Genomic DNA, 21,715 nt, shown 5'->3' with positions numbered 1-21,715 from the left:
TTTACGACCTTTTTACGGCTGCTAACGTCTGTTAGCCGGAACTTTGTTCGTAATTTCTATACTTCCCCTACCCCCTACCCCTCCGTGTACCTGCACCACGTGGCCGCTTATCTACCGGCAGCCGTCGTTACGAACGAACATTTTACCCGGCTCAACGGCCTGGCGTCGGACTGGATAATTGAGCGAACCGGCATTCGGGAGCGCCGCAAGGCGGCCAGCGACGAGAATGCCAACACGATGGCCATTTCGGCCACGCGGGCGCTCCTGGCGGAATTGCCGGCCTTCGACGCCGCCAGCATCGACCTCATCGTGGTGGGCACCTACACGCCCCACGACACCATCTATACCGCCGCCCACGCCGTGCAGCGTATGCTGAATATCAACGAGATACCGGTGGTAAGCATCTCGTCGGCCTGCTCGTCGCTGCTCAACGCCGTGGAGATTGTGGAGGGCTACTTTGCTATGGGCAAAGCCAGCCGCGCGCTGGTAATCGTGACCGAGCACAACACGGCCTACAACAACGAGGAAGACACGATGGCCGGCCACCTCTGGGGCGACGGCGCGGCGGCGCTGCTCTTCACCAAGCAGTCCCTCGCCCCCGCCGACCTGCGCGTGGTGCAGGTGCTGACGGGCGGCGCGGCCCCAATGGGCAAGGCCGACGAGGCCGTGACCCTCAAGCCCGTCGATAAGGGCATCGTGATGCCCTACGGCCGCGACGTGTTTCAGCAGGCCTGCACCTACATGGCGCGCATCACGCAGCAGCTGCTCGATGCCCACCAGCTGCCCGTGGCCGAGCTGAGCTACCTCATCCCGCACCAGGCCAACCTGCGCATCTCGGCTAACGTGGTGAAGCAGCTGGGCCTCGACCCGGCCCGCGCCGTCAACAACATCGACCGCCTCGGCAACACTGGCTGCGCGGGTGCCGCCATTGGCCTGGCCGAAATCTGGCCCCAAATCAAGGCGGGCGATAAAATCATTATCACCGTGTTCGGCGGCGGCTACTCCTACGGGGCTATGCTGCTGGAGAAAAAATTATGAATTATAAATTATGAATGATGAATTGAAAAAAGGTGCCGACTACTCACGGCTATCTGCGCGAAAAAACAATTCATAATTCATAATTAAACTAAATGCTGCCGCCTGCCGCCGCTTTTCTACCCGAAATCACGTTTCAGACCAGCCGGGCCAGCGGGCCGGGCGGGCAGAACGTGAACAAGGTGGAAAGCCGCGTGGAGCTGCGCTGGCACCTGCTGGCCTCGCAGGTGCTGACGGACGCGCAAAAAGCGCTCATCCTCGAAAAGCTGGCCCCGCGCCTCACCGCCGAAGGCTACTTGCTGCTGATGGCCCAGGACGACCGCAGCCAGCTGCGCAACAAGGACCTCGTGCTCACGCGCTTTCACCAGCTGCTCGACAAGAGCCTGCGCCGCCCCAAGCCCCGCCGCGCCACCCGGCCCAGCGCCGGGGCCGTGCGCAAGCGCCTGGAGGGCAAAAAAATTCAGAGCGATAAGAAAGCCCGCCGCCGCCGGCCCGACTAGCCCCGACGCCACGCGGCCCATGCGGCGCGGGGCAGCATGGGCCGGTTTGGGCAGGGAAGGAGGGGGTAGGGCAGCCGCAGGAATAGCCTGGCAGCTGGCAAGCAGGAGCGAAGAAGCGTGTTTTCGTAGCTAGAAAGGATGAAGAAAATAACCCGGTGGCAGTGGGCAGGCAGCCTGCTGGCGGGTGCTTGCTACCACCTGATTTTCTACTGCAAAGGACCGGCCCGGCCGCCGGGGCTGCTAGCGCAGAACTACGTGATTTTCAAAACAGGTAGTTATACCCGTCCCACCGGGCCGTCGAGCAGGCCGTGGCGCACGGCAAACACGACCAGGCCGGCCGCGTTGGGGGCGTGGGTTTTTTCAAGCAGCTTCTGGCGGTGGCCCTCGGCGGTGCGCTTGCTGATGAAGAGCTTCCCGGCAATGTCGGAAGCGGTGCAGCCCTGGCAGATGAGGTTGAGCACCTCGCGCTCGCGGGTGGTGAGCTGCACCAGGTCGGGCTGGGCGGGGGTAGGGGTGCGCTCGGGGTGCTGCACGCCCCGGATGAGGGCCCGCGAAATGCGCGGCGTGAAGGAATAGCCCGTGGCCAGCACCTCCTCAATGGTGGCGCGCAACTGGTCCTGGTCCGCGTCTTTGGGCAGGTAGCTGCGCGCGCCCAGCTTCATCATCTGGGAGATATACTTATCGGCCGAAAACATGGAGAGTACGATGATGCGCAGGTCGGGAAACTCCAGCAAGAGCTGGCGCGCCGCCTCCGTGCCGTCGATGTTGGGCATTTGCAGGTCGAGCAGCAAAATGTCGGGCACGCGCTGGCGGCAGAGCGTCAGCAGCTCGTCAAACTCGCTGGCCTCCACCACTTCCTCCACGAAGGGCAGCGCCTGCAAAATGTAGCGCAGCCCCTGCCGAAACAGCTGGTGGTCGTCGAGCAGCGCGATTTGGATGGAGGTGGTTAAAGTTGCCATAGCGGAAGGGGGGTAGGGTTAGGTAGCGAGCGAAGTTTCCAGCTCAATAAGCGTGCGGGTGCCCTGGCCGGGGGCCGACTGCTGGCTGAAGCGGGCGCGCAACATGCGCACGCGCACCTCGATGCCGCGCAGGCCCACGCCGCCCGAAGCCGGCCGGGCCAGCGCCAGCGCCGCGGGGTCGAAGCCGATGCCGTCGTCGGCCACGGTCAGGGTGAGGCGCGGGCCGGCCTGGTGCAGCCCCACGGCGAGGTGCGTAGCGCCGTGCGCGTGCTTCTGGGCATTATGAATCAGCTCCTGGCATATGCGATACAAGGCCAGCTCCTGGGGCAGGGGTAGGGGGTAAGGATACTCAATTTCCAGGTCCACGGGCAGCGCGCCGGCGTCGGTGCTCACGTCGGCGAGGTGCTGCAAGGCTTCGGCCAGGCCAAAGCGGTCGAGCACGGCCGGGTAGAGGCTGTGCGAGAGGCCGCGCACGTCCTGCACGGCATTACCCAGAATATCCTTGACCCGGCCCGTGAGGCTGGCGGCTTCGGCCGGCGCGGCCAGGCTGCCCAGCCGGCCCACCAGCAGCTTGGCCGTGGCCAGCGTCGAGCCGATACCGTCGTGCAGGTCGCGCCCGATGCGCTCGCGCTCGTGTTCCTGCGCGTCGATAACGGCGGCCAGCAGCTGCTGCTGGTACTCGGCCTCGACGGCGTGCAGCCGCAGCTGCTGTTGCAGCAGCCGCTTTTGGTACGTGACGACGAACACCACCAGCGCCCCCGCCGACAGCAGCATAAAGCTGATGCCGCCCAGCAGCAACTGGCTAAACGCTAGTTCCGGGGGCGAATCCATAGGGCCACGAGGTAGCAGCTATATAACACCACCAAAAGTAGCGCGTGAATGGCCCAAATGTTCAGGTTCAGTTGCCGGGAATAATGGCTCAGGGAGAAATTGCTGAACAAGGCAATCTGTAAATTGCCCAGGTGGATGATAATCAGACCTATCGACACCCAAAACATGGGTTCCTGGCTCAGATTATTCACGCGCAGCTCATTGAGTAGCTTGCGGAAATAGAGCGCTACCAGCCCCAGTATCAGTAGGCTTTCCAGCACCAGCAACGTTGGCTTGAAGCGGGCCACTTCGGGGGCCAGCAGGCTATCGAGCGCGCAATATGCCACGAAGCCGCCCGCCAGCCACGGCCGCAGCCGCGAAAAGGCGGGCCAGTTCAGGGTTTTATCGTATACCAGCGCCAGCAGCCAAATATCGCCCGCCAAGTATATAGAAATAATGAATAGGTTGGGCTGACGATAGTGGGTTAATACGTTGCCAACAATCTCCGTAGCGACCTCCAGGCCCAGTAGGGCGACCAAATAGCGCAGATTAGCCGGCAAGCGACGGTATTTTATCAAGCCCAAGGTGAAAGCTATCGCTAATATTAGCTGCGCTATCTTGCCTACGCCGTTAACCGCTTGAATAGTGCTGACTGTCAAGTTAGTATGTTAAGTAATGTTGGTAAGAATAAAGAATTACATCAGCACATGGATGTTAGCAATCAATAAGGGGGGGTAGGACTAGAATAGTCGTAGAACGGCTGCCCAATCGGGTCGTCATTTTCAGCCAGCCACAGTTTGACGGCTTTTAGCAGCTCCGCGTGAGAGGTAGTGTTCTCGCTGGCTTTGAGGAAGTTCGTGTGCTCAGTGGGGAAATCAGCGATGGGTTTTGCCGAGTCATCCGCCAGTTGATTGATGCGCAGAACCAGCCCGAACGTTTGCTTCAGGGCGTAGCAGTCGGGGAAAGCGGGGTAGTGCTGGTGCAAGCCAAAAAGCACAAACAACTCCTTGGTTTTGGCTGGACTGGCGTAAAAGAAAGAATCCAGAAAGTCGCCCATGTCGAAGGTGTAGCCCGTGAGTGGGCCATAGTTGCTGCTGAACATGTCGGCCGTTACCGGGGAAGCGGCCTTCCAGTTGTTGAGCCAGGTGTGAACCAGCGCGTTGGGAATCTGGGCGCTCAGGCTATCGGTTCCGAGGAAGTCGGTTTTACCTAGCTTATCGGGGTCTTGGTCGGTAGGCACCGGGGCCAGGTACTGCGCCAGGTAATAGGCCGAAATGCGCCCGTCGCTGGCATCGGTGGCGTAGAGCGCCAGCGTGAAGCGCTTTTCCCCCGATTTGTCATCTTCCTTCAGCAGAAACTGAGCCTTGACGCGCCGCGCCCCTACCGTGGACAGCAGATATTCCAGGGTTTCGAACGAAAACCGCACGGCCCGCAGCTGGCTGCCGTCGGCCTGCTGAAATATGGACGTTAAATCCTGGTGGTGGCTCACGTGGCGGCTCCACGCCGCCGCGTATTTGTCAAATTGATGCTGGTCGATGATGGTTGTCATTGGGTGGGAAAAAGGGTTGAGGAAGAAGTTGCTGCGGCAAGGTAAAGCCGGCAGCCGGCTTACCCATTCAGCTGCGAAGCCGGCACGCAACGTAAAGCTGCGCAAGGAGATAGGCGATTTACCAGCGCAGGCATAAAAAAGCCCCCGTGCGCTGGCAAAGGGGCTTTTCAGCCAGGTCTTTTACCAACTCTGAAGCCACGGTTGTAGCTGCAAAGGGACGACCCAGCGAGTAGTAGTGCTAGCGTAGAAGTACGCGGTTTAAAAAACCCGTAGTTCTACCTGCTTTTCGCGGGCTAGAGCAGCGTGCCGCGCAGCATCACCAGGGCCACGGTGAAGTAGATAATGAGCCCCGTCACGTCCACGAGGGTAGCCACGAAGGGGGCCGACGAGGTGGCCGGGTCCAGGCCCAGCCGCCGCAAAATCAGGGGCAGCATGGAGCCCGCGATGCTGCCCCACAGCACGATGCCCACCAGCGCCACGCCCACCGTGGAGGCCACCGCCAGCCAATGCGGCCCGTAAATGGGCGTGATGCTCTGCCAGATGGCGATGCGCGCAAAGCCCACGCAGCCCAGAATCAGGCCCAGCATGATGCCGCCCAGCAGTTCGCGCCGCAGCACCCGCCACCACTCGCCCAAGGTAAATTCGCCCAGCGCCATCGCCCGGATGATGAGCGAGGTGGCTTGCGACCCCGAATTGCCCCCCGAGCTGATAATGAGCGGAATAAACTGCACCAGCACGATGGCTTTCTGCAATTCGCCCTCAAAAAACTGCATGGCCGAGGCCGTCAGCAATTCACCCAGAAAGAGCACCACCAGCCAGCCGGCGCGCTTCTGCACCAGCCGAAACAGGGGGGTAGCGAGGTAGGGCTCGTCGAACGCTTCGGAGCCGCCGAACTTCTGAATGTCCTCGGTGTCTTCCTCCTCCCGAATGCTGAGAATATCGTCTAGGGTCACGATGCCGAGCAAAATGCCCTGGTCGGGGCTCACCACGGGTAGCGCCACGCGGTCGTTGCGCCGGAAAATATCGATGGCCTCCTCCTGGTCCTGGGCAGCCGTGAGCGACACGAAGCGCTGGTCCATGATGTCGCGGACCCGCGTGGTGGGCGCGGCCAGCAAAAATTCCCGGATGCGGATGTCATCGATGAGCTTGCCGCGCGCGTCCGTGACGTAAAGCATGTTCAGGGTTTCGGACTGCCCGCCGTGCTGGCGCACGAAGTCGAGCACCTGCTGCACGGTCCAGTTCTCGCGAATGGCGATGTAGTCGGGCGTCATCAGGCGGCCCACCGAATACTCGGGGTAGCCCAGCAGCTGCAGCGTGACGCGGCGCTCGGGCTCGGAGAGGTTCTGCACCAGCTCGGCCACGAAGTTGGCGGGCAGAAACTCCAGCAGGGCCGTGCGGTCGTCGGGCGACATCTCATTGAGAATGTCAGTCATCTTGTCCTGCGCCAGGTTTTCGAGAAAGTGGCGCTGCACCTCCAGGTCGAGGTACTCAAAAACCTGGGTGGCCAGCTCCAGCGGCAGCAGCCGGAAAATGATGAGCTGCTCGCGCTCGTCCTCATTCTCAATCAGCTCCACCAATTCGCTGGCCTGAAATGAGCGCAGCAGCTTCTTTAACTTAAAAAACTCGCCCTCCTGAATCAGTGTCGTAATTTGGTCCAAGGTTTCGGGCGCGGTCATAGGCAGGAGGAAAACCGGGTGAAGGGCTTCGAAAAAAGGGATTGTTTCGCTAGGCAGGGGGTAGGGACGGGGCAAAATTACGCCCGAACCCGGCGCTTATTGGCGGCCTGCCCGGCATTTTTGGCGTACTTCGTGGCTGTATCCGCTTCCGCCCGTTGTTTTGACTCCCGCCACCCCTGCGCTCGTCGCTACCCCCTCGCCCCAGGGCACCATCGTGGTGCTGGGGGGCGGCCACGATGCCCCGCTGCTGGCCCAGCTGGCCCGGCTGCTGCCTACCCCCCCCGCCCCCCTCGAAGTGCTGACCACGGCCACCGCCCACGACCCGGCCCGCACCCACGCCGCCTACGCCGCCGAGCTGGGCGCGCTGGGCTATTCCCACGTCGGCCACCTCGTGGTGGACGAAGCGCACCCCGCCGACGACCCCGCCACGCTGGCCCGTCTGCGCGACGCCGCGCTGCTGCTGCTCACGGGCGGCGACCAGGAGCGCCTCACCGAATGCCTGCTGGGCACCGAGTTTCTGGCGGTGCTGCGCCAGCGCTGCCAGCACGACGCGGGCTTCGTGCTGGCCGGCACCAGCGCCGGCGCGGCCGCCCTCGGCACCCAAATGCTGGTGGGGGGTAGGGGCTGGCGCAGCCTGCTGGCCGGCGGCATCAGCCTGCTGCCCGGCCTCGACGTGCTGCCCGGCCTGCTCATCGACCAGCACTTCGTGGAGCGGGCGCGCTTTCCGCGCTTGCTCCACGCCGTGCTGGCCTACCCCCACCTGCTGGGTCTGGGCCTGAACGAAGAAACGGGCCTGGTCTTCCGGCCCGGCCGTCCTCCCGAAGTATTTGGCGATGAAACGGTGGTGCTCGTGGATGGCCGCCAGCTCAGCGCCCGCCACTGCGAGGGCCTACCCCCCGGCCAGCCCGTGGGCGGCCAGGGCTTTCGGGTAAGCCTGCTGGTGGCTGGCGACACGGTTGACGTAGCGCGAACTTTCTAGTTCGTGCGCGAGCGCATCTGGCAAATGGTGCGGTGCCGCCTACTCGCTGCGCTCGCGCACGAACTGGAAAGTTCGCGCTACTGCCAAGGCACCAAAATAGCTTAAATTCGCGTTGGGCTGGCGACTAAAATTCCGTACATATTCTATGTTTCTGCTCCGTTCTCGCTTTTGGCTGATGGGTTGGCTCGCACTGCTGGCCGTGGGCTGCACCCGCAAAACGGTGTCGTTCAACTCGCGGCCCGGTGACCTGGCCGTGGCCGGCCTCGGGGCACCCGGCGATACCCTGACGACCACCGCCCGCAAAGGCGCACCCAAGCTTAGCATCGCGGGCCGCAAGGCGGTGCTCACCAAGGCCGAGGAGCGCGCCGCCAAAGATGCCGAAAAGAACGCCCAGCGCAAAAAGCGCATCAAGAAAAACGTCTTCCTGGGTGACCGCATCAAGAGGGGCGTCGTGAAGTCGGGGCCTAAGGGGCGTAACCAGACAATTGAGGTGTTTTACTACCTCAAGACGTTCAGGCAGCCCAACCCGATGTCGCCGGCCGTATATTATTTCAGCCCCAAAAAGCACAAGATTTTCAAGGCCGTGGGTGAGTTAGATGCCGCTACCGATAAAGTGCTGCATGGCCCTTATAAGCGGATGCAGAACAACCAGGTGCTCGAAACCGGCTACTTCGCCAACGGCACCCGCCACCTGCGCTGGGAGAAATTCGACAAAAAAGGCGTGCTGCTCACCAAAATCCACTACGAGATGGGTTTCCCGCGCGATGCCAACATCAGCTACTACGACGCGGGCCAAACCATGCTCAAAGAAGTGGTGCCCTACGTAAACGGCAAGCTGGAAGGCGATTACGCGCTGTTTCGCAACGACGGCCGCCGCCTCTGGACCGGCCACTTCGAGAACGGCCGCCGGGTAGGGGAGTGGACCAACTTCGGCGACTACAAGAAGTACCCGCACTACGTGTTTCAATACGGCGAGAGCGGCTACGAGCCCGAAGTAGAGGAGCCCGAGCTGATTCGGGAGTACAGCCACGGCGGCTCCATTATCTTCGACAAGGAGAAGAACATCGACAAGCGCGGCGACGCCGACCCCGACGCCGCGCCCGTGAGAGACGCCCGCCGCCCCGGCAGCCACGGCGTCCCTACCCCCCGCCCGCCCGTGCGCAAGGCCCAAAGCCGCCGCCCCGGCTACCACCCGCCCGTCGCCACGCCGCCGGCCGTGTCGCCTACCCCTCCTGGCACGCCCACGCCCACGCCGGCTCAGTAAAAGGCATCTTCAAAGACCTCGACCCGGAAGCCTTCGCGCAGCTGCGTGAGGGCCGCGATGTCGAAGCGGATGTCGCCGCGCCAGTCCAGCTCTTCCTGCAAGTGCGTGGCTGCCAGGCGAAATAGCTCTTTTTTGCGGTTCGAAACAAACGTTTCGGGCGGGCCAAACTGGCCGCCCGAGCGGGTTTTTACCTCCGCGAAAACCAGCAGCGCCGTGCCCTGGCGCAGCACCAGGTCTATCTCGGCGCGGCCGTGGCGGTAGCCCTGGGCCAGCAATTCGTAGCCCGCCCGCTGGTAATGAGCGGCGGCGGCGGCCTCGCCGGCCCAGCCCAGCGCGTGCGCGTCGGTTGGCATAAAGGGGGTAGGAATAAGGGGAAAGCTTCCGGCAATCCGGTGGTTTTGGCGGGCCTCGCGCCCGGCCCGCAAGCTAAAGCCTGCGGTGCGAAGTAACTTTGTATAGCTGGCCAACCAAGTGGCTCCTGCTTTTTCCTACCCCCTCTATGGACTTGTACTCGGCTTGTGTGGCACCCGTTGTGCCAGCGGCTCCGGTGCCGTCGGCGGCAGTAGCCACTGCCCAGCGGGCCATAGCGGTGCAGCGGCTGGGCCTCGTGCCCTACGTGCCTACCTGGGATTTGCAGGAGGAGTTATTGACCAGCACGCTGGCCATCAAGGCGCAAAACCGGCAGGCCGGGGCGGCCGGCCTACCCCCCCAGCCCACGCCCAACCACCTGCTGTTTTGCCAGCACCCGCCCACCTACACGCTGGGCAAAAGCGGTAAGCCCGAGCACCTGCTGCTCGATGAAGCGGCCCTGGCGGCGCACGGGGCCACGTTTCACCGCATCAACCGCGGGGGCGACATCACTTTTCACGGCCCCGGCCAGCTGGTGGCCTACCCCCTGCTCGACCTCGAAAATTTCCGGCCCGATATCCATTGGTACCTGCGGGCGCTGGAGGAAGCCGTTATTCAAACCCTGGCTACCTACGGGCTGCGGGCGGGCCGCATCGCGGGCCTCACCGGCGTGTGGCTGGGCTGGGAAACCGGCGCTGCCAACCCGCGCAAAATCTGCGCGATGGGCGTGCGGTGCAGCCGCTGGGTAACGCTGCACGGCCTGGCCCTCAACGTGAACACCGACCTGCACTATTTTGGGTACATCGTGCCCTGCGGCATTACCGACAAGGCCGTTACGTCGCTGGCCGCCGAGCTGGGCCATTCTGTGCCAGTCGAGGAGGTGCAGGAGCGCCTGCTGGCCGCCTTGCTCACCCAATTTGACGCGCACTTGGCCCAATAGCTGCATAGGTGCTGTGCCGGCTATTAGTTTTTTAGGTATGAAACAAGATATTTCTTTTGATTCGGTAGAAGGTATAACCATCGCCATCGTGCCCGACGAAGAAGCCGCAACTGGCACCGCCGGCGTGCCAACCTGGACGGTATATTTGCTTAATCACAACGATTTCAGCCTCGAAACCGTCCTCATCAGCTCCGAGGGCTACGGCACCCAGCCCACCGGCGAGGCCGTGCGCACCACCACGCTGCGCTACCATTTTCCGGAGGTAGGGCCGCACTCGGCTACCCCGGTCGAGCTCATTGACCCGGCCGTTTTTCACCTCACCAACCAGTATTGGGTGAGCTATTACCGCGATAGCAAGATTTTTGATAAGAAATTTGTCTTCGTGCCTGACTCCATCATAGTGGCCAATCTGAGCCGGCTCGACTTGCTGGCGGGCCGGGCGGGCGTGCTCCACGGCTAGCTTTTCGGGGCGCTGGTGCTATCTTACGTGGCCTGTGCCGCACTGTTTGTTTCATGAATCACTTTAGTATTTACCTGGGCCTGGCCGCTTTGTGGGCACTTTTAGTGGCTATGTTCGCGGTGCCCTCCATCGTGCAGATTGCCCACCTCAAAAACCTGCTCGACACGCCCAATGGCCGCACGGTGCACCAGTCGCTAACGCCCCGCCTGGGGGGGGTAGCGATTTTTGCGGGCTTCATGTCGGCGCTCACCATTTTTGCTCCGCTCAGCAACGGGGTGAAGGAGCTGCTGGCCGGCTGCATTATCCTGTTTTTTGTGGGCCTGAAAGACGATTTGGTCACCATCTCGGTTGCCAAAAAATTCGTGGGCCAGCTGCTGGCCACGGGTGTCGTCATGATAATGGCCGATGTGCGCGTAACCAGCTTCCAGGGCATTTTGGGCATCTATACGCTGCCGGTGGGCGTGAGCTACGGCTTCACGTTTGTGATGATTGTGGGGATTACGAACGCCATCAACCTCATCGACGGCCTCGACGGCCTGGCCGGCACCATCGTGCTGATTCTGGCGGGCACTTTCGGCTATTATTTCTACCGCTACGGTGGCCCCGAGTTCAGCAACTACGCCTTCGTTTCGGTATGTCTCATTGGCGGAATATTAGGTTTTTTACGTTATAACTTCCACCGGGCCAGTATTTTCATGGGCGACACGGGTTCGCTCGTCTGTGGCTTCATCGTGTCGATACTAGCCATTCAGTTTATTGAGCTGGGGAGCCGCACGGGCCAGCCCTTCGGCAGCGAGTCGCCGGCCGTGACGCTGGGCGTGCTCTTCGTGCCCTTGTTCGATACGTTGCGCGTGTTTATTCTACGCATGGCGGCCGGCCGCTCGCCCTTCTCGCCCGATAAAAACCACGTGCACCACCGCATTATGGCGATGGGCTTCTCCCAAATCAGCGCCGTGCTGCTGCTTGGGCTGCTGAATATTGTGGTTATTCTCTTCGTTATCAACTTCTTCTTCCTTGGCAATCTCGTGTTGATAGGAATTCTGGTAATTTTTTCGGTGTTGCTGAGCGTGTTTTTGGGCGTTTACCAAAGCCGGGCCGCCCGGCGGCAGGTGGCCTCCTCGTCCTGACCAAAGCCGTTGCTGCCATGACTGCGGGCCGTCTGTCTTTTCTGCGGGGCTGTCTGGGCCTGCTACTTAGCGCGTGGTTGGTGAGCAGCGCGCTGGTGCCCCGTGCCTTCGCCGCCGAATATTATCCCCTACCCCCCGCCGCCGCCCCCGGCCTGGACCCCGACAACTGGCTGCTGCACGACGTGGCCGGCAACCGCCTTATCCTGTATTTGCCAGGCTACCACGCGCCGGCCCACACCTATTACCAGTGGGTGCGGCTGCTGCCCCAGCAGCCCTTCCGGCTGTCGTTCGCGGCGGCTCGCGGGCTGAGCATTTTTCTGGATAATCAACTCATATTCACCGCTAAGGCCAGCGGACGCTACGTAATAGGCCTCGCGCGTACTGTTCCGGCCGCTCAGGCCGGGCGGCCGCACCTGCTGGCAGTGTGGCAGCGCGAAGGCTACCCGGCGCTCAGCTCTTTCAGTGCCGAAGCGCAGGCCCCCGTGCGGGCCGCTAGCTTGGCTGCCCCCGCCGCTACTCCGGCGCTGGTTATGCTGCGGGTGCCGCCTCTGCAGGGCGAAAGTGCGTTGCTGGTGCTGTTGCTGTTGGTGGGGCTGCTCTATGGGGTGGTGCGGGCAACTAATCCGGTTGGCCTGGCGCGCATTCTGCAAGTAAATGAGCTGTTTGGCAACTCTACCGAGCCCCAGGCCTTTTTGGCGCGCCCGGCTTTTACCTGGCTTAACTTGGTGTTGGTGCTGCTTTTTGCCCTGTCGTTGTCGCTGCTGCTCACGGCCCTGCACACCGACCTGAGTAGCCTGCCCCTGTTGCAGCAGGTGCTCAAAGTGCGTGAGTCGGCCATAGTAGCCCGCGTATCGCTGTATACTGCCCTTATTCTGACCTTCGTGCTGAGCAAATACCTGCTCGTGGAGTTGCTTAGCTATATTTTCGACCTGCGCGCGCTGGTCAATGTGCACTACCGCGAGTTTTTGCGCACCACTCTGCTGCTGGGCCTGCTGCTGCCCCTGGTACTCCTGCTGTATCTGGGGCTGAATGCGCGCTGGCCCCAGGTTGTTGAACTGGCCAATGGATGTGTGCTATTGTTGCTCACGGCCACGGTGTTGCGGGTGGCCCGAACTTTGCACCAGCGCACATCGCTGCTTAATCTTCACTTGTTCGCGTACCTTTGTGCTACCGAAGTACTGCCCCTGGCTGTTTTATTGAAGCTCATCGTATTTACGTATGCTATCTGAACAGGAACGAAGGCAATAAGTAAGAAATGTCACACGGTCTATAGTTCTATTATTACCTTTTCTTTTTTCTATGGCCGAGAGCGCAGTACAGCCGGGTCTGGACCGGCACGCCCAGCCCATTCGTAGCATTCTGGTTACCCAGCCCACGCCCACCAACGACGTTTCACCCTACTTCTCACTGGCTGAGAAATACGGTATTCGCATAGATTTTCGGGAGTTTATCGATGTGCAGGGAGTCCCTTACAAAGAATTTCGGAAGGATAAGGTAGCTATTCTGGAGCATACGGCGGTAATTTTTACCAGCCGTAATGCCGTTGACCATTTCTTTCGCATTTGCCAGGAAGCCAAGTTGGAAATGCCCGCCGAGATGAAGTATTTCTGCATTTCGGAACAAACGGCCAATTATCTCCAGAAGTATATCGTGCTGCGCAAACGTAAGCTCTTCGTGGGGGTACGCACGGCCGCCGACCTGTTTGATGTCATCAAGAAGCACAAGGGGGAGAAATTTCTCTACCCCTGCTCCGACATTCGCAAGGACGACCTACCCGAATTCATGCGGGCCAACAACCTGAAATTCACGGAGGCCGTCATTTATCGCACCGTAGCCAGCGATTTGTCTGATTTGGCGGAAGTTAAGTACGACTGCCTGGCTTTTTTCAGCCCCTCCGGCATCAGCTCGCTATTCGTCAATTTTCCCGACTTCCTGCAGGATGGAACCCGCATCGCCGCCTTTGGCCCTACCACCGCCAAGGCCGTTCGTGATGCCAACCTTATCCTTGATATTGAAGCTCCTATGCCCAACGCCCCGTCCATGACGGGCGCCATTGAGGCCTACATTAGGCAGCATGCCGCTTAGCAGCAACGCGTGGCTATGATGAGCAGGCTGGCTGGTAAACACGGAACGTCAGGTTTGTGCCGGGCGATTAAATCGGCGCGCCCGTCGTTTCTCCCGAACGACTAGCGCTTTCGGACGGTTAATTAGTAGTTACATTTGAACGTAGGTTGTTGATATCAGCTACTGTTTTCCGTCATTTTATTCGCCCCCTTTCTTCGCCGCCCTTATGAAAGGAATAGTACTCGCCGCGCTGCTACTGTCAGTCGCCGCCGCGCCTGCCCTGGCGCAGCAACAGCCGCAGTTCACGCATTATGGCCTCAACAGCATGTACCTCAACCCAGCTTACGCCGGGATTACGGGGCAAACGGAGGTTAACGTTATTGGTCGTTATCAATACCTGAATTTGGGCAACTCACTCGGCGACGATAATGGCTCGCCCCGCACGGGGATGGTATCGGCTTCCATCCCCATCTTACCCCTTAGCGGGGGGGTAGGGCTGGCGGTGTACTACGACCAGGCGGGCGTGACGAAGATGACCAACGCAGCGCTTTCTTACTCGCAGCACATCAAGCTGGGTAGTGGTAAGCTGGGCATAGGCATCCAGGGCATTTACACCTACATCGGTAAAGGCACGTATCGCGCCATCGACCCCAACGACATTAATATCCCGGCCAACTCTTCCGACCATAAGTTTGACGCGGGTGCGGGAATCTGGTACGAGGCACCCAAATTTTACGCTGGGCTAAGCCTTAATAACCTGCTGCGTTCCGAGTATACCTTCAAAAGCAATGGTACGGCCGGGGTAGGCAGCCAGTATTTGGGCGAAAACCACGCCTACCTGACAACGGGCTACAATATCGAGGCCTCATCCAGCGTTACGGTCACGCCGATGCTATTGGTAAAGGCTGTATTACCAGGCAACTACGATACGAAGAGCAAATACGACAATCAGCACAACTACTCCTTCGAAGTTGGTGCGCGGGCCACTTACAATGACCAATTTTCGGCTGGCCTCAACTACCGCTACGACGAATCAGTATCTGGCCTGCTCGGCTATGCCTTCGGGGCCGATAACCGCTACCGCATTGGCTACGCCTTCGACTTCATTGCCTTCAACCAAGCCGCACGTGCCTTCAGCTCCCACGAAATTCTTTTCTCTCTCCGACTTCCTAAAGCAGTGCTGCTTACCCGCCCGGCTATTCGTACACCACGCTATAGCTTCTAGTCGGTTTTAAAGCAGCGTTTGCTGTTACGACAAAATTAATTACGCAGATAAGTTGTGGTTAAATAGGACTTTGAATGGATTTTTAGGGTTGTCCAGCAGGTTTTTTGCCCGGTTGAACCAATAAGCGTGTGTGTATGTCAGAAGCGTGTTGCGCAGCCATTTGGTGCAACGTAGATTTGCCAATACTTACACAATTTACCTCAATCGCTGCCTGATTATAAATTAGTTCTTTCTCTTTATTATGAAAAAATTTCTGGTATTACCTCTATTAGCCTTATCGGGGGTACTTCTGGGTGGCTGTTTTACTAAAAACTTCCAAGGCGACCTAGTAGGGACCGACGACCGGCCCATATTCAATCCGCAGGAAGTACCCTTCGGAATGGTGCCCTGCCCCGGTGGAACGTTCCACATGGGCCAGACCGACCAGGACATCGCGGCCTCGATGGTGAACATGAATAAGCAGGTAACTATTGCCGGCTTTTATATGGACGAAACCGAGATTACCAATAACGAGTACCGGCAGTTTGTCAACGCAATCATGCAGGACTCGGTAGAGGCTTTGGGCGAAGACTACATTAAAACGGAGCTCTACCCGGACACGACGGTGTGGGTGCGCGACTTCACCTACCACATGGGTGACCCGTTGCTGGAGTACTATTACTCACACCCGGCTTTCGACGACTATCCGGTAGTAGGGGTGGACTGGTTCGCTGCCCGCTACTTCTGCACGTGGCGCACGAAGCTCAAGAACAACACCAACGAAGAGCTGGGCGAAGCTCCCTACCCCAACTTCCGCCTGCCATCGGAAGCCGAGTGGGAATACGCCGCTCGCGGTGGTCGCGAAGGCGCTACCTTCCCTTGGGGCGGTCCTTATGTTCGCAATACGAGAGGCTGCATGCTGGCCAACTTTAAGCCGGGCCGGGGCGACTACGCTTCCGACGGCTATGCTTATACTTCCGAAGTGGGCTCTTATTTCCCCAATGACTTTGGGCTCTACGACATGGCCGGCAACGTAAGCGAGTGGTGCGATGATGCCTACATGGAAGCTTCCGTGCCGATAGTGTGGGACCTGAACCCCACTAACTCGGATGATAACGAACCTCGCAAAGTAGTGCGCGGCGGTTCATGGAAGGATATTCAGTATTACCTGGAAACCGGCACGCGCAACTTCGAATACCAGGATTCGGCCCGCTCTTATATTGGCTTCCGCTGCTCCATGATTCAAATCGGCATGGGTACCAACCGTCGCCTGAACTAACAATCCATCATAGTCTTCCAATTCATCCTTTTTCTCTTTCTTAACTTTTTTAACATAGCTAGTTAGCTTAATTCAATATGGCTCGCAAGAAAAATTTCCTCTATGACGACGTAATGCCGAAAGTATATGGCATTGGCGCAGCAGTTGTTATTATCGGTGCTCTATTCAAAATCCTGCACTGGAAAGGTGCTGATACTATGCTAATGGTAGGTCTCGGAACCGAGGCCGTTATCTTCTTCCTCAGTGCTTTCCAGCCTCACCAGTCCGACCACGACTGGGCACTGGTTTACCCGGAGTTGAGCGAGGGCTACGACCCTTCAACCAACGACAATCGCTTCCGCGACAGCGCTCCCCAGCCCAATGGCCTGACCGGCAAGCTGGACGACATGCTGAAAAACGCTAACGTTACCCCCGAAGCCCTCACCAACCTGGGCCAGGGCCTGAACCGCCTCAGTGCCACCACCGCGCAGCTCGGTCAGCTTGGCGATGCTACCAACGCCACGGACGAATACACGCAGAAAGTGCGCACGGCCGCCAACTCACTTGACGGCATCAACAAGGCTTACTCTAACACGGTAGAGGCGGTTACGTCGCTCTCGGGGGCTACCAACGATGCCAAGGAATACCACATGCAGGTGCAGACCGTGACCAAGAACCTGGGCGCGCTGAACGCGGTGTACGAGATGGAGCTGCAAGACGCCAATACCCACCTCAAGTCCATGAACCAGTTTTCGGGCATGATGGCCAAGGCGATGGAGAATATGGTGCAGACCGGCAAAGACACCGAAAGCCTGCAAGGCCAGGTATCCGACCTCACCGGCAACCTCACTTCGCTCAATCGGGTGTACGGCAACATGCTGAACGCCATGCGGGCCGGTGCTGCCAGCTAGTCCCTACTAGACTATTCTCTCTATTCCTCGTAGCTAATTAGGATAATTATCGATGGCAGCAGCTAATGAAACCCCGCGGCAGAAGATGATTGGCATGATGTATCTCGTGCTGACCGCTCTGCTCGCGCTCCAAGTTAACTCAGCTATCTTGCTGAAATTTAAGTTTATTGACGATAGCCTAACGGATGTCAATGGCAAAACCGAAACGGCGGCTGATAATACGGTAAAAGGTATTGAAGCAGCCGTGGCCAAGAATCGCAATCAAGCTAGTGACGTGGCCGTGCTCAAAAAGAGCCAGGAAATTCGGGATGAGACCAAGAAAGTTATTGACTACCTCAACGGGGTGCGTGATAACCTCTATAAGGCTACCGAAAACACCAAGGGTGGCAACGATTATAAGAATATGAGTGCCGAGGACAAGGTGGCTATCACCATGCTCGGCGGCAAGCAGAACGGCTTGGCCTACCCCCTGCAAAAGCAGTTGAACGGCTACTCGGACTACATCAAGCAGTTTGTGCCTGATGCGCGGCCATTGGCTCTCGATGCAAAGGATGATACGCGTATCGCGCCCAACTCGGAGCAGAAGCACAAAAACTTCGCGGAGCTAAATTTTGAGAATACCCCCGTGGTAGCCGCGCTGGCTGTACTGAGTCAGAAAGAGACGGAGGTACTGAAATACCAAGCCGACGCTCTGCAAAAGCAGGCTGAAAAGGTCGGTGCTAAGACCATCGTATTCGATAAGCTGGGTGCTTTCGCCTCTGCCGAATCAAACACGGTAGCCGCCGGCACCAAGTACAAGGCTGACCTGTTCCTGACGGCCAGCGCTTCCAACCTGAAGCCGAGCATGACTTACAACGGCTCGTCGCTGGCAGTTGGCCCCGACGGCCACGGTAAAGTTGAATTCACGGCTCGTCCCGGCAACTTCGACCAAGCTGGTAATGCCAAGTCCTCGTGGACGGGCACTATCCGTCTCAACCAGGCCGGCCGCGATACTACGTTCAAAGTGCTGGTTCCCTATACTATAACCAAGCCCGTCATGCAGATTCAGTCGGCTTCGGTGCAGGCGCTGTATTTTGAGTGTGGCAATAAACTGAGCGTGCAAGTACCTGCTCTTGGTGCTCAGTATCAGCCTAGTTTCTCAGCCTCGGGTGCTCAGGTTATCACCGGTCAAAAAGGTGATGTGACGCTCGTGCCTAACGCTCGTGAAGTAACACTAAACGTGAGCAGCGGTGGCAATGCAATTGGGTCACAGGTCTTTAAAGTACGCCCAATTCCGAACCCGACTATTAAGTGCTATGTTGGGGGTAGCGAAGCAAATGAGAAGCAGGGTACCCCTGGTACTTCCATTCGTACAGTGACATTGAAAGCTATTCCAGACCCTGGCTTTTTCACGTTCCTGCCGGAAGATGCGCGTTATCGCGTTTCGCGCTTCCAGGCGGTGCTGGCCCGTGGTAAGCGCCCGGTAATCGGCCCTAAGACTGTCAACGGTCCGCAGGGTGATTTCAGTGACATGGTGAACGCTTATAAAGAAGGTGACCGCTTGTATATCGAAGTACAGAGCGTTCAGCGCATGAACTTCCAAAACCAAGTAAAGGATGTGAATATGACCCGCGCGTTCAATATCCCGCTGCAATAAGGTAATTAGTAATTCGTTAGCTTTAAAAATCTATTATGACCCGCTATTTCAAAGCACTGCCTATTACCGCCGTGGCCCTGCTGGCCGCGTTGGCGGGCCGGGCGCAGGAGCAGGCTACCTCGACCGCTTCGACGGGGGCCATCCGGCAGATTCCGGTTTCCGACCAAATGTTCCGCAAAACTATTTGGCGGGCCATTGACCTGCGTGAAAAGCAAAACCGCCCGATGTTTTCGGACGGTCACGAAATCAGCCGGGTTATTATTGATGCCGTAAGGCGCGGCGAGTTACAGCCTTACAAAAACGACTCGCTTACTTCGACGTTCTCGCCTAAAGAAATGTCGTCGAACATGTCGTACGCGGTAGAAGCGCCCGTTAGCCCCGATGCCGACGGTGGCGACTGGGGCAGCACCCCGGCTCCCAAGGGCACCAAGAAAGCAGCTCCGGCCAATGACGGCTGGGGTGCCCCCGTCGCGTCAACACCATCGGCAACCAAGCGCGTAGCTAAGAAGGATGCTAGCGGCCGCATTATGAAAGACCGCCGGGGTAAAACCATTTATACCACGGTGAGCACGGTAGCCGCCGCCCCGCCGCCCCCGCCGCCCGCTACTTCGGCCGAATATCGCCCCAAGGACATCTACCAGATGGAGTTGACCGAAGAGATGATATTTGATAAGAAACGTTCGCGGATGTATCACCAGATTAAAACCATCTCGCTGAAGCTGCCTTCTACGTTGGGTACGAATACTTCGGGCCTGGAGAAGAACATTGCCACGTTCAAATATTCGGACCTGGTAAAAGTGTTCCGCAACAATCCGCAGCAAGCCATCTGGTTTAACGCGCAGAACGATGCCCAGCACAAGAATCTGGCTGACGCGTTTGAACTGTGGCTGTTCAACTCGTACATCGTAAAAGTGTCAAATCCTTCGGGCGACGACCTGGCTACGCAGTACGGCAGTGAGCGTGAGGGCCTGCTGGCTGCTCAGCAAACGGCCGCTGACTTGGTTGAGTACGAGTACAGCCTGTGGTCTTTCTAAATCACGGATTACGCGAATTTTAGCGAATTTCACGGATTTTGTAGTCGATTAAAAAGGGGTCCCGTGCTGGTTAGCGCGGGACCCCTTTTTCTTTTGGCTTCACTTATTTAGTGGGGGGTAGTGATTTCTTGTTGGGTGAAGTAGGTGAGCAGAATTTTGGCTTTGGCTTTGCCGACTTCGGCAACTAGCTCCGCTTCGGTTAGCTCTTTGATTTTTTTGACGGACTTGAACTTGCTCAGGAGCTTATCGGCGGTGACGGGGCCGAGGCCTTTGACGTCGGTCAGCTCGGTTTTGAGGGTGCCCGCGTCGCGGAGCGAGCGGTGGAAGGTGATGCCGAAACGGTGCACCTCATCGCGCATTCGTTGGAAGAGGCGCAGGCTTTCGCTCTTCTTGTCGATGTAGAGGGGTAGGGGGTCGTTGGGCACGTAGATTTCTTCGAGGCGCTTGGCGATGCCGATAACGGCTAGCTGGCCCCAGAGATTCAGGTCCTTAATCGCCTTCACGGCCATGCTCAGCTGGCCCTTGCCGCCGTCCACGATGATGAGCTGGGGGAGGCTCGCGCCCTCGTCGGTGAGGCGGCGGTAGCGGCGATGCACCACCTCGTACATGCTGTCGAAGTCGTTGGGGCCGATGACCGTTTTGATGTGGTAATGCCGATAGTCCTTCTTGCTCGGGCGGGCGTTGCGGAAGCACACCATTGCCGCCACCGGATTGTCGCCCTGAAAGTTAGAGTTGTCGAAGCATTCGATGTGCTTGGGTAGCTCGGTCAGGCGCAGGTCCTTTTTGATTTGCTCCATGATGCGCACCTCGTTCACGTCCTTACTCTTTTCGTTCATGCTTTCCTTCTCCTTGCGGGCATAGAGCACGTTTTTGATGCTCAGTTCCAGCAGCTTGCGCTTGTCGCCAATCTGGGGCTGGGCCACCGCCACGCCGGGGAGGGGTAGGGGCTCGATGGGCACGTTGGTAAGAATTTCCCTGGCCTCGCTCGCGTATTCCTGGCGCAGCTGCATGATGAGGGGCGCCAGCACTTCGCCATCCGACTCATCCAGCTTCTTGGTCAGCTCCAGATTTTGCGTCAGAATGATGCTGCCGTTCATCACCTTGAGGTAGTTAACGAACGCCGCCTTTTCGTTGGAAGCGATGCTGAACACGTCGATGTTGGTGAGCGTGGCGCTCACGATGGTGCTCTTGGCCTGGAAGTCGTCCAGCTTGTCCAGCTTTTGCTTGAACTGGTGGGCCAGCTCGTACTGCATTTCCTGGGCGGCGGCCGTCATCTTGTCCCGGAAATACTGCTTGGGCAAGCGCAGGTCGCCGTTCAGAATCTGCCGAATCTGCTGAATGTACTGGCCGTAAACAGCCTCGTCCTCGTGGCCCACGCACGGGCCTTTGCAGTTGCCGATGTGGTATTCCAGGCACACCTTAAACTTGCCGGCCGCCACGTTTTCGGGGCTCAGATTATAGGTGCAGGTGCGCAGCGGATACAAGGCCCGAATCAGCTCCAGCAGCACGTTGAGGCCGCCCTGGTTGGCGTAGGGGCCAAAGTACTGGCCGTCGCCGGGCTGCTTGTTGCGGGTCGGGATGAGGCGCGGAAACCGCTCCTTGGTCAGCAGCAGGTAGGGGTAAGTTTTGCCATCCTTGAGCAGAATATTGTACTTGGGCTGGTGCTGCTTTATAAGGTTATTTTCGAGCAGAAACGCATCCGACTCCGAATCCACAATGGTGAATTCGATGCGCTTGATGTTCTTGACCAGCTGCTGGGTCTTCTTGTTGTGGTCCTGCTTGGTGAAGTAGCTGCTCACGCGCTTGCGCAGGTCCACGGCCTTGCCTACGTAGATAATGCCCTCGTCGTCATAGTACTTATACACGCCGGGGCGGTGGGGCAGGTGGTTGATTTGTTCCTGAAGAAGAGCACTGGCAGCCATAAATCGCAGATTGAGCAGATTGCGCGGATTCGACCGGCG

General features: G+C 58.7%; 21 protein-coding genes. 14 read left to right on the top strand and 7 right to left on the bottom strand.

Going from position 1 to position 21,715, the window contains the following annotated elements:
• Positions 1-84: 84 nt before the first annotated feature.
• Both A0257_12115 and A0257_12110 read left to right on the top strand, forming a co-directional pair.
• Positions 85-1,038 carry a 3-oxoacyl-ACP synthase gene (locus tag A0257_12115; protein ID AMR27765.1) on the top strand — a complete coding sequence of 318 codons (954 nt, stop codon included), beginning with the start codon at positions 85-87 and terminating at the stop codon, positions 1,036-1,038.
• 92 nt (positions 1,039-1,130) lie between these two features.
• Positions 1,131-1,535 carry a peptide chain release factor 1 gene (locus A0257_12110; protein ID AMR27764.1) on the top strand — a complete coding sequence of 135 codons (405 nt, stop codon included), beginning with the start codon at positions 1,131-1,133 and terminating at the stop codon, positions 1,533-1,535.
• Positions 1,536-1,810: 275 nt separating this feature from the next.
• On the opposite strand, the gene A0257_12105 is transcribed toward A0257_12110, so the two are convergent.
• From A0257_12105 to A0257_12085, 5 genes are all read right to left on the bottom strand, one after another.
• Positions 1,811-2,494 (bottom strand): hypothetical protein, encoded by a 684-nt coding sequence (locus tag A0257_12105; GenBank protein ID AMR27763.1) that lies wholly within the window; start codon positions 2,492-2,494, stop codon positions 1,811-1,813.
• 18 nt (positions 2,495-2,512) lie between these two features.
• Positions 2,513-3,325, bottom strand: a complete 813-nt coding sequence (locus tag A0257_12100; GenBank protein ID AMR27762.1) for a hypothetical protein — start codon at positions 3,323-3,325, stop codon at positions 2,513-2,515.
• Positions 3,304-3,864 carry a hypothetical protein gene (locus tag A0257_12095; protein AMR27761.1) on the bottom strand — a complete coding sequence of 187 codons (561 nt, stop codon included), beginning with the start codon at positions 3,862-3,864 and terminating at the stop codon, positions 3,304-3,306. Before A0257_12095 ends, A0257_12100 begins: the two co-directional genes overlap by 22 nt.
• 161 nt (positions 3,865-4,025) lie before the next feature.
• Positions 4,026-4,853: a hypothetical protein gene (locus tag A0257_12090; protein ID AMR27760.1), complete on the bottom strand. Its 828-nt coding sequence runs from the start codon at positions 4,851-4,853 to the stop codon at positions 4,026-4,028.
• A 293-nt stretch (positions 4,854-5,146) separates the two neighbouring features.
• The gene (locus A0257_12085; GenBank protein ID AMR27759.1) at positions 5,147-6,529 is read right to left on the bottom strand and encodes a magnesium transporter; all 1,383 of its coding nucleotides are present in this window, start codon (positions 6,527-6,529) and stop codon (positions 5,147-5,149) included.
• Between the two features lie 160 nt (positions 6,530-6,689).
• On the opposite strand from A0257_12085, the gene A0257_12080 reads away from it, so the two are divergent.
• Together A0257_12080 and A0257_12075 are read left to right on the top strand one after the other, a co-directional pair.
• Positions 6,690-7,508: a hypothetical protein gene (locus A0257_12080; protein AMR27758.1), complete on the top strand. Its 819-nt coding sequence runs from the start codon at positions 6,690-6,692 to the stop codon at positions 7,506-7,508.
• 175 nt (positions 7,509-7,683) lie between these two features.
• Positions 7,684-8,772, top strand: a complete 1,089-nt coding sequence (locus A0257_12075; protein ID AMR27757.1) for a hypothetical protein — start codon at positions 7,684-7,686, stop codon at positions 8,770-8,772.
• Here the strand turns inward: A0257_12075 and A0257_12070 are convergent.
• Positions 8,766-9,125 (bottom strand): hypothetical protein, encoded by a 360-nt coding sequence (locus A0257_12070; GenBank protein AMR29738.1) that lies wholly within the window; start codon positions 9,123-9,125, stop codon positions 8,766-8,768. The two genes, A0257_12075 and A0257_12070, sit on opposite strands and share 7 nt — an antisense overlap.
• Positions 9,126-9,370: 245 nt before the next feature.
• On the opposite strand from A0257_12070, the gene A0257_12065 reads away from it, so the two are divergent.
• From A0257_12065 to A0257_12020, 10 genes are all read left to right on the top strand, one after another.
• On the top strand, positions 9,371-10,060 hold the full coding sequence (locus A0257_12065; protein AMR29737.1) for a lipoyl(octanoyl) transferase: 690 nt from the start codon (positions 9,371-9,373) through the stop codon (positions 10,058-10,060).
• A gap of 37 nt (positions 10,061-10,097) precedes the next feature.
• Positions 10,098-10,520 (top strand): hypothetical protein, encoded by a 423-nt coding sequence (locus A0257_12060; protein ID AMR27756.1) that lies wholly within the window; start codon positions 10,098-10,100, stop codon positions 10,518-10,520.
• 110 nt (positions 10,521-10,630) lie between these two features.
• Entirely contained in the window at positions 10,631-11,647 is a 1,017-nt protein-coding gene (locus tag A0257_12055) for an undecaprenyl-phosphate alpha-N-acetylglucosaminyl 1-phosphate transferase (protein ID AMR29736.1), read from the top strand.
• 77 nt (positions 11,648-11,724) lie between these two features.
• The gene (locus A0257_12050; GenBank protein AMR27755.1) at positions 11,725-12,876 is read left to right on the top strand and encodes a hypothetical protein; all 1,152 of its coding nucleotides are present in this window, start codon (positions 11,725-11,727) and stop codon (positions 12,874-12,876) included.
• Positions 12,877-12,946: 70 nt separating this feature from the next.
• On the top strand, positions 12,947-13,732 hold the full coding sequence (locus A0257_12045; protein ID AMR27754.1) for a uroporphyrinogen-III synthase: 786 nt from the start codon (positions 12,947-12,949) through the stop codon (positions 13,730-13,732).
• Between the two features lie 205 nt (positions 13,733-13,937).
• On the top strand, positions 13,938-14,936 hold the full coding sequence (locus tag A0257_12040; GenBank protein ID AMR27753.1) for a hypothetical protein: 999 nt from the start codon (positions 13,938-13,940) through the stop codon (positions 14,934-14,936).
• Positions 14,937-15,177: 241 nt separating this feature from the next.
• Positions 15,178-16,194, top strand: a complete 1,017-nt coding sequence (locus A0257_12035) for a gliding motility lipoprotein GldK (protein ID AMR27752.1) — start codon at positions 15,178-15,180, stop codon at positions 16,192-16,194.
• A gap of 77 nt (positions 16,195-16,271) precedes the next feature.
• Entirely contained in the window at positions 16,272-17,084 is an 813-nt protein-coding gene (locus A0257_12030) for a gliding motility protein GldL (GenBank protein ID AMR27751.1), read from the top strand.
• Positions 17,085-17,136: 52 nt separating this feature from the next.
• Complete coding sequence (locus A0257_12025) at positions 17,137-18,720, top strand: gliding motility protein GldM (protein ID AMR27750.1); 1,584 nt, start codon at positions 17,137-17,139, stop codon at positions 18,718-18,720.
• 35 nt (positions 18,721-18,755) lie between these two features.
• Positions 18,756-19,754 carry a gliding motility protein GldN gene (locus A0257_12020; protein ID AMR27749.1) on the top strand — a complete coding sequence of 333 codons (999 nt, stop codon included), beginning with the start codon at positions 18,756-18,758 and terminating at the stop codon, positions 19,752-19,754.
• Positions 19,755-19,861: 107 nt separating this feature from the next.
• Here the strand turns inward: A0257_12020 and A0257_12015 are convergent, their stop codons facing one another.
• On the bottom strand, positions 19,862-21,676 hold the full coding sequence (locus A0257_12015; protein ID AMR27748.1) for an excinuclease ABC subunit C: 1,815 nt from the start codon (positions 21,674-21,676) through the stop codon (positions 19,862-19,864).
• Between the last annotated feature and the right edge of the window lie 39 nt (positions 21,677-21,715).

The sequence above is a fragment of the Hymenobacter psoromatis genome (assembly GCA_001596155.1).
In the GTDB taxonomy this organism is placed as follows: Bacteria; Bacteroidota; Bacteroidia; order Cytophagales; family Hymenobacteraceae; genus Hymenobacter.
This window is presented reverse-complemented; position numbering and strand designations above follow the sequence as displayed.

Coding starts and splice junctions, on each gene's coding strand:
- A0257_12110 (AMR27764.1), top strand. CDS start 1,131: ATGCTGCCGCCTGCCGCCGCTTTTCTACCCGAAATCACGTTTCAGACC.
- A0257_12105 (AMR27763.1), bottom strand. CDS start 2,494: ATGGCAACTTTAACCACCTCCATCCAAATCGCGCTGCTCGACGACCAC.
- A0257_12100 (AMR27762.1), bottom strand. CDS start 3,325: ATGGATTCGCCCCCGGAACTAGCGTTTAGCCAGTTGCTGCTGGGCGGC.
- A0257_12090 (AMR27760.1), bottom strand. CDS start 4,853: ATGACAACCATCATCGACCAGCATCAATTTGACAAATACGCGGCGGCG.
- A0257_12085 (AMR27759.1), bottom strand. CDS start 6,529: ATGACCGCGCCCGAAACCTTGGACCAAATTACGACACTGATTCAGGAG.
- A0257_12075 (AMR27757.1), top strand. CDS start 7,684: ATGGGTTGGCTCGCACTGCTGGCCGTGGGCTGCACCCGCAAAACGGTG.
- A0257_12070 (AMR29738.1), bottom strand. CDS start 9,125: ATGCCAACCGACGCGCACGCGCTGGGCTGGGCCGGCGAGGCCGCCGCC.
- A0257_12060 (AMR27756.1), top strand. CDS start 10,098: ATGAAACAAGATATTTCTTTTGATTCGGTAGAAGGTATAACCATCGCC.
- A0257_12055 (AMR29736.1), top strand. CDS start 10,631: ATGTTCGCGGTGCCCTCCATCGTGCAGATTGCCCACCTCAAAAACCTG.
- A0257_12045 (AMR27754.1), top strand. CDS start 12,947: ATGGCCGAGAGCGCAGTACAGCCGGGTCTGGACCGGCACGCCCAGCCC.
- A0257_12040 (AMR27753.1), top strand. CDS start 13,938: ATGAAAGGAATAGTACTCGCCGCGCTGCTACTGTCAGTCGCCGCCGCG.
- A0257_12035 (AMR27752.1), top strand. CDS start 15,178: ATGAAAAAATTTCTGGTATTACCTCTATTAGCCTTATCGGGGGTACTT.
- A0257_12030 (AMR27751.1), top strand. CDS start 16,272: ATGGCTCGCAAGAAAAATTTCCTCTATGACGACGTAATGCCGAAAGTA.
- A0257_12025 (AMR27750.1), top strand. CDS start 17,137: ATGGCAGCAGCTAATGAAACCCCGCGGCAGAAGATGATTGGCATGATG.
- A0257_12020 (AMR27749.1), top strand. CDS start 18,756: ATGACCCGCTATTTCAAAGCACTGCCTATTACCGCCGTGGCCCTGCTG.
- A0257_12015 (AMR27748.1), bottom strand. CDS start 21,676: ATGGCTGCCAGTGCTCTTCTTCAGGAACAAATCAACCACCTGCCCCAC.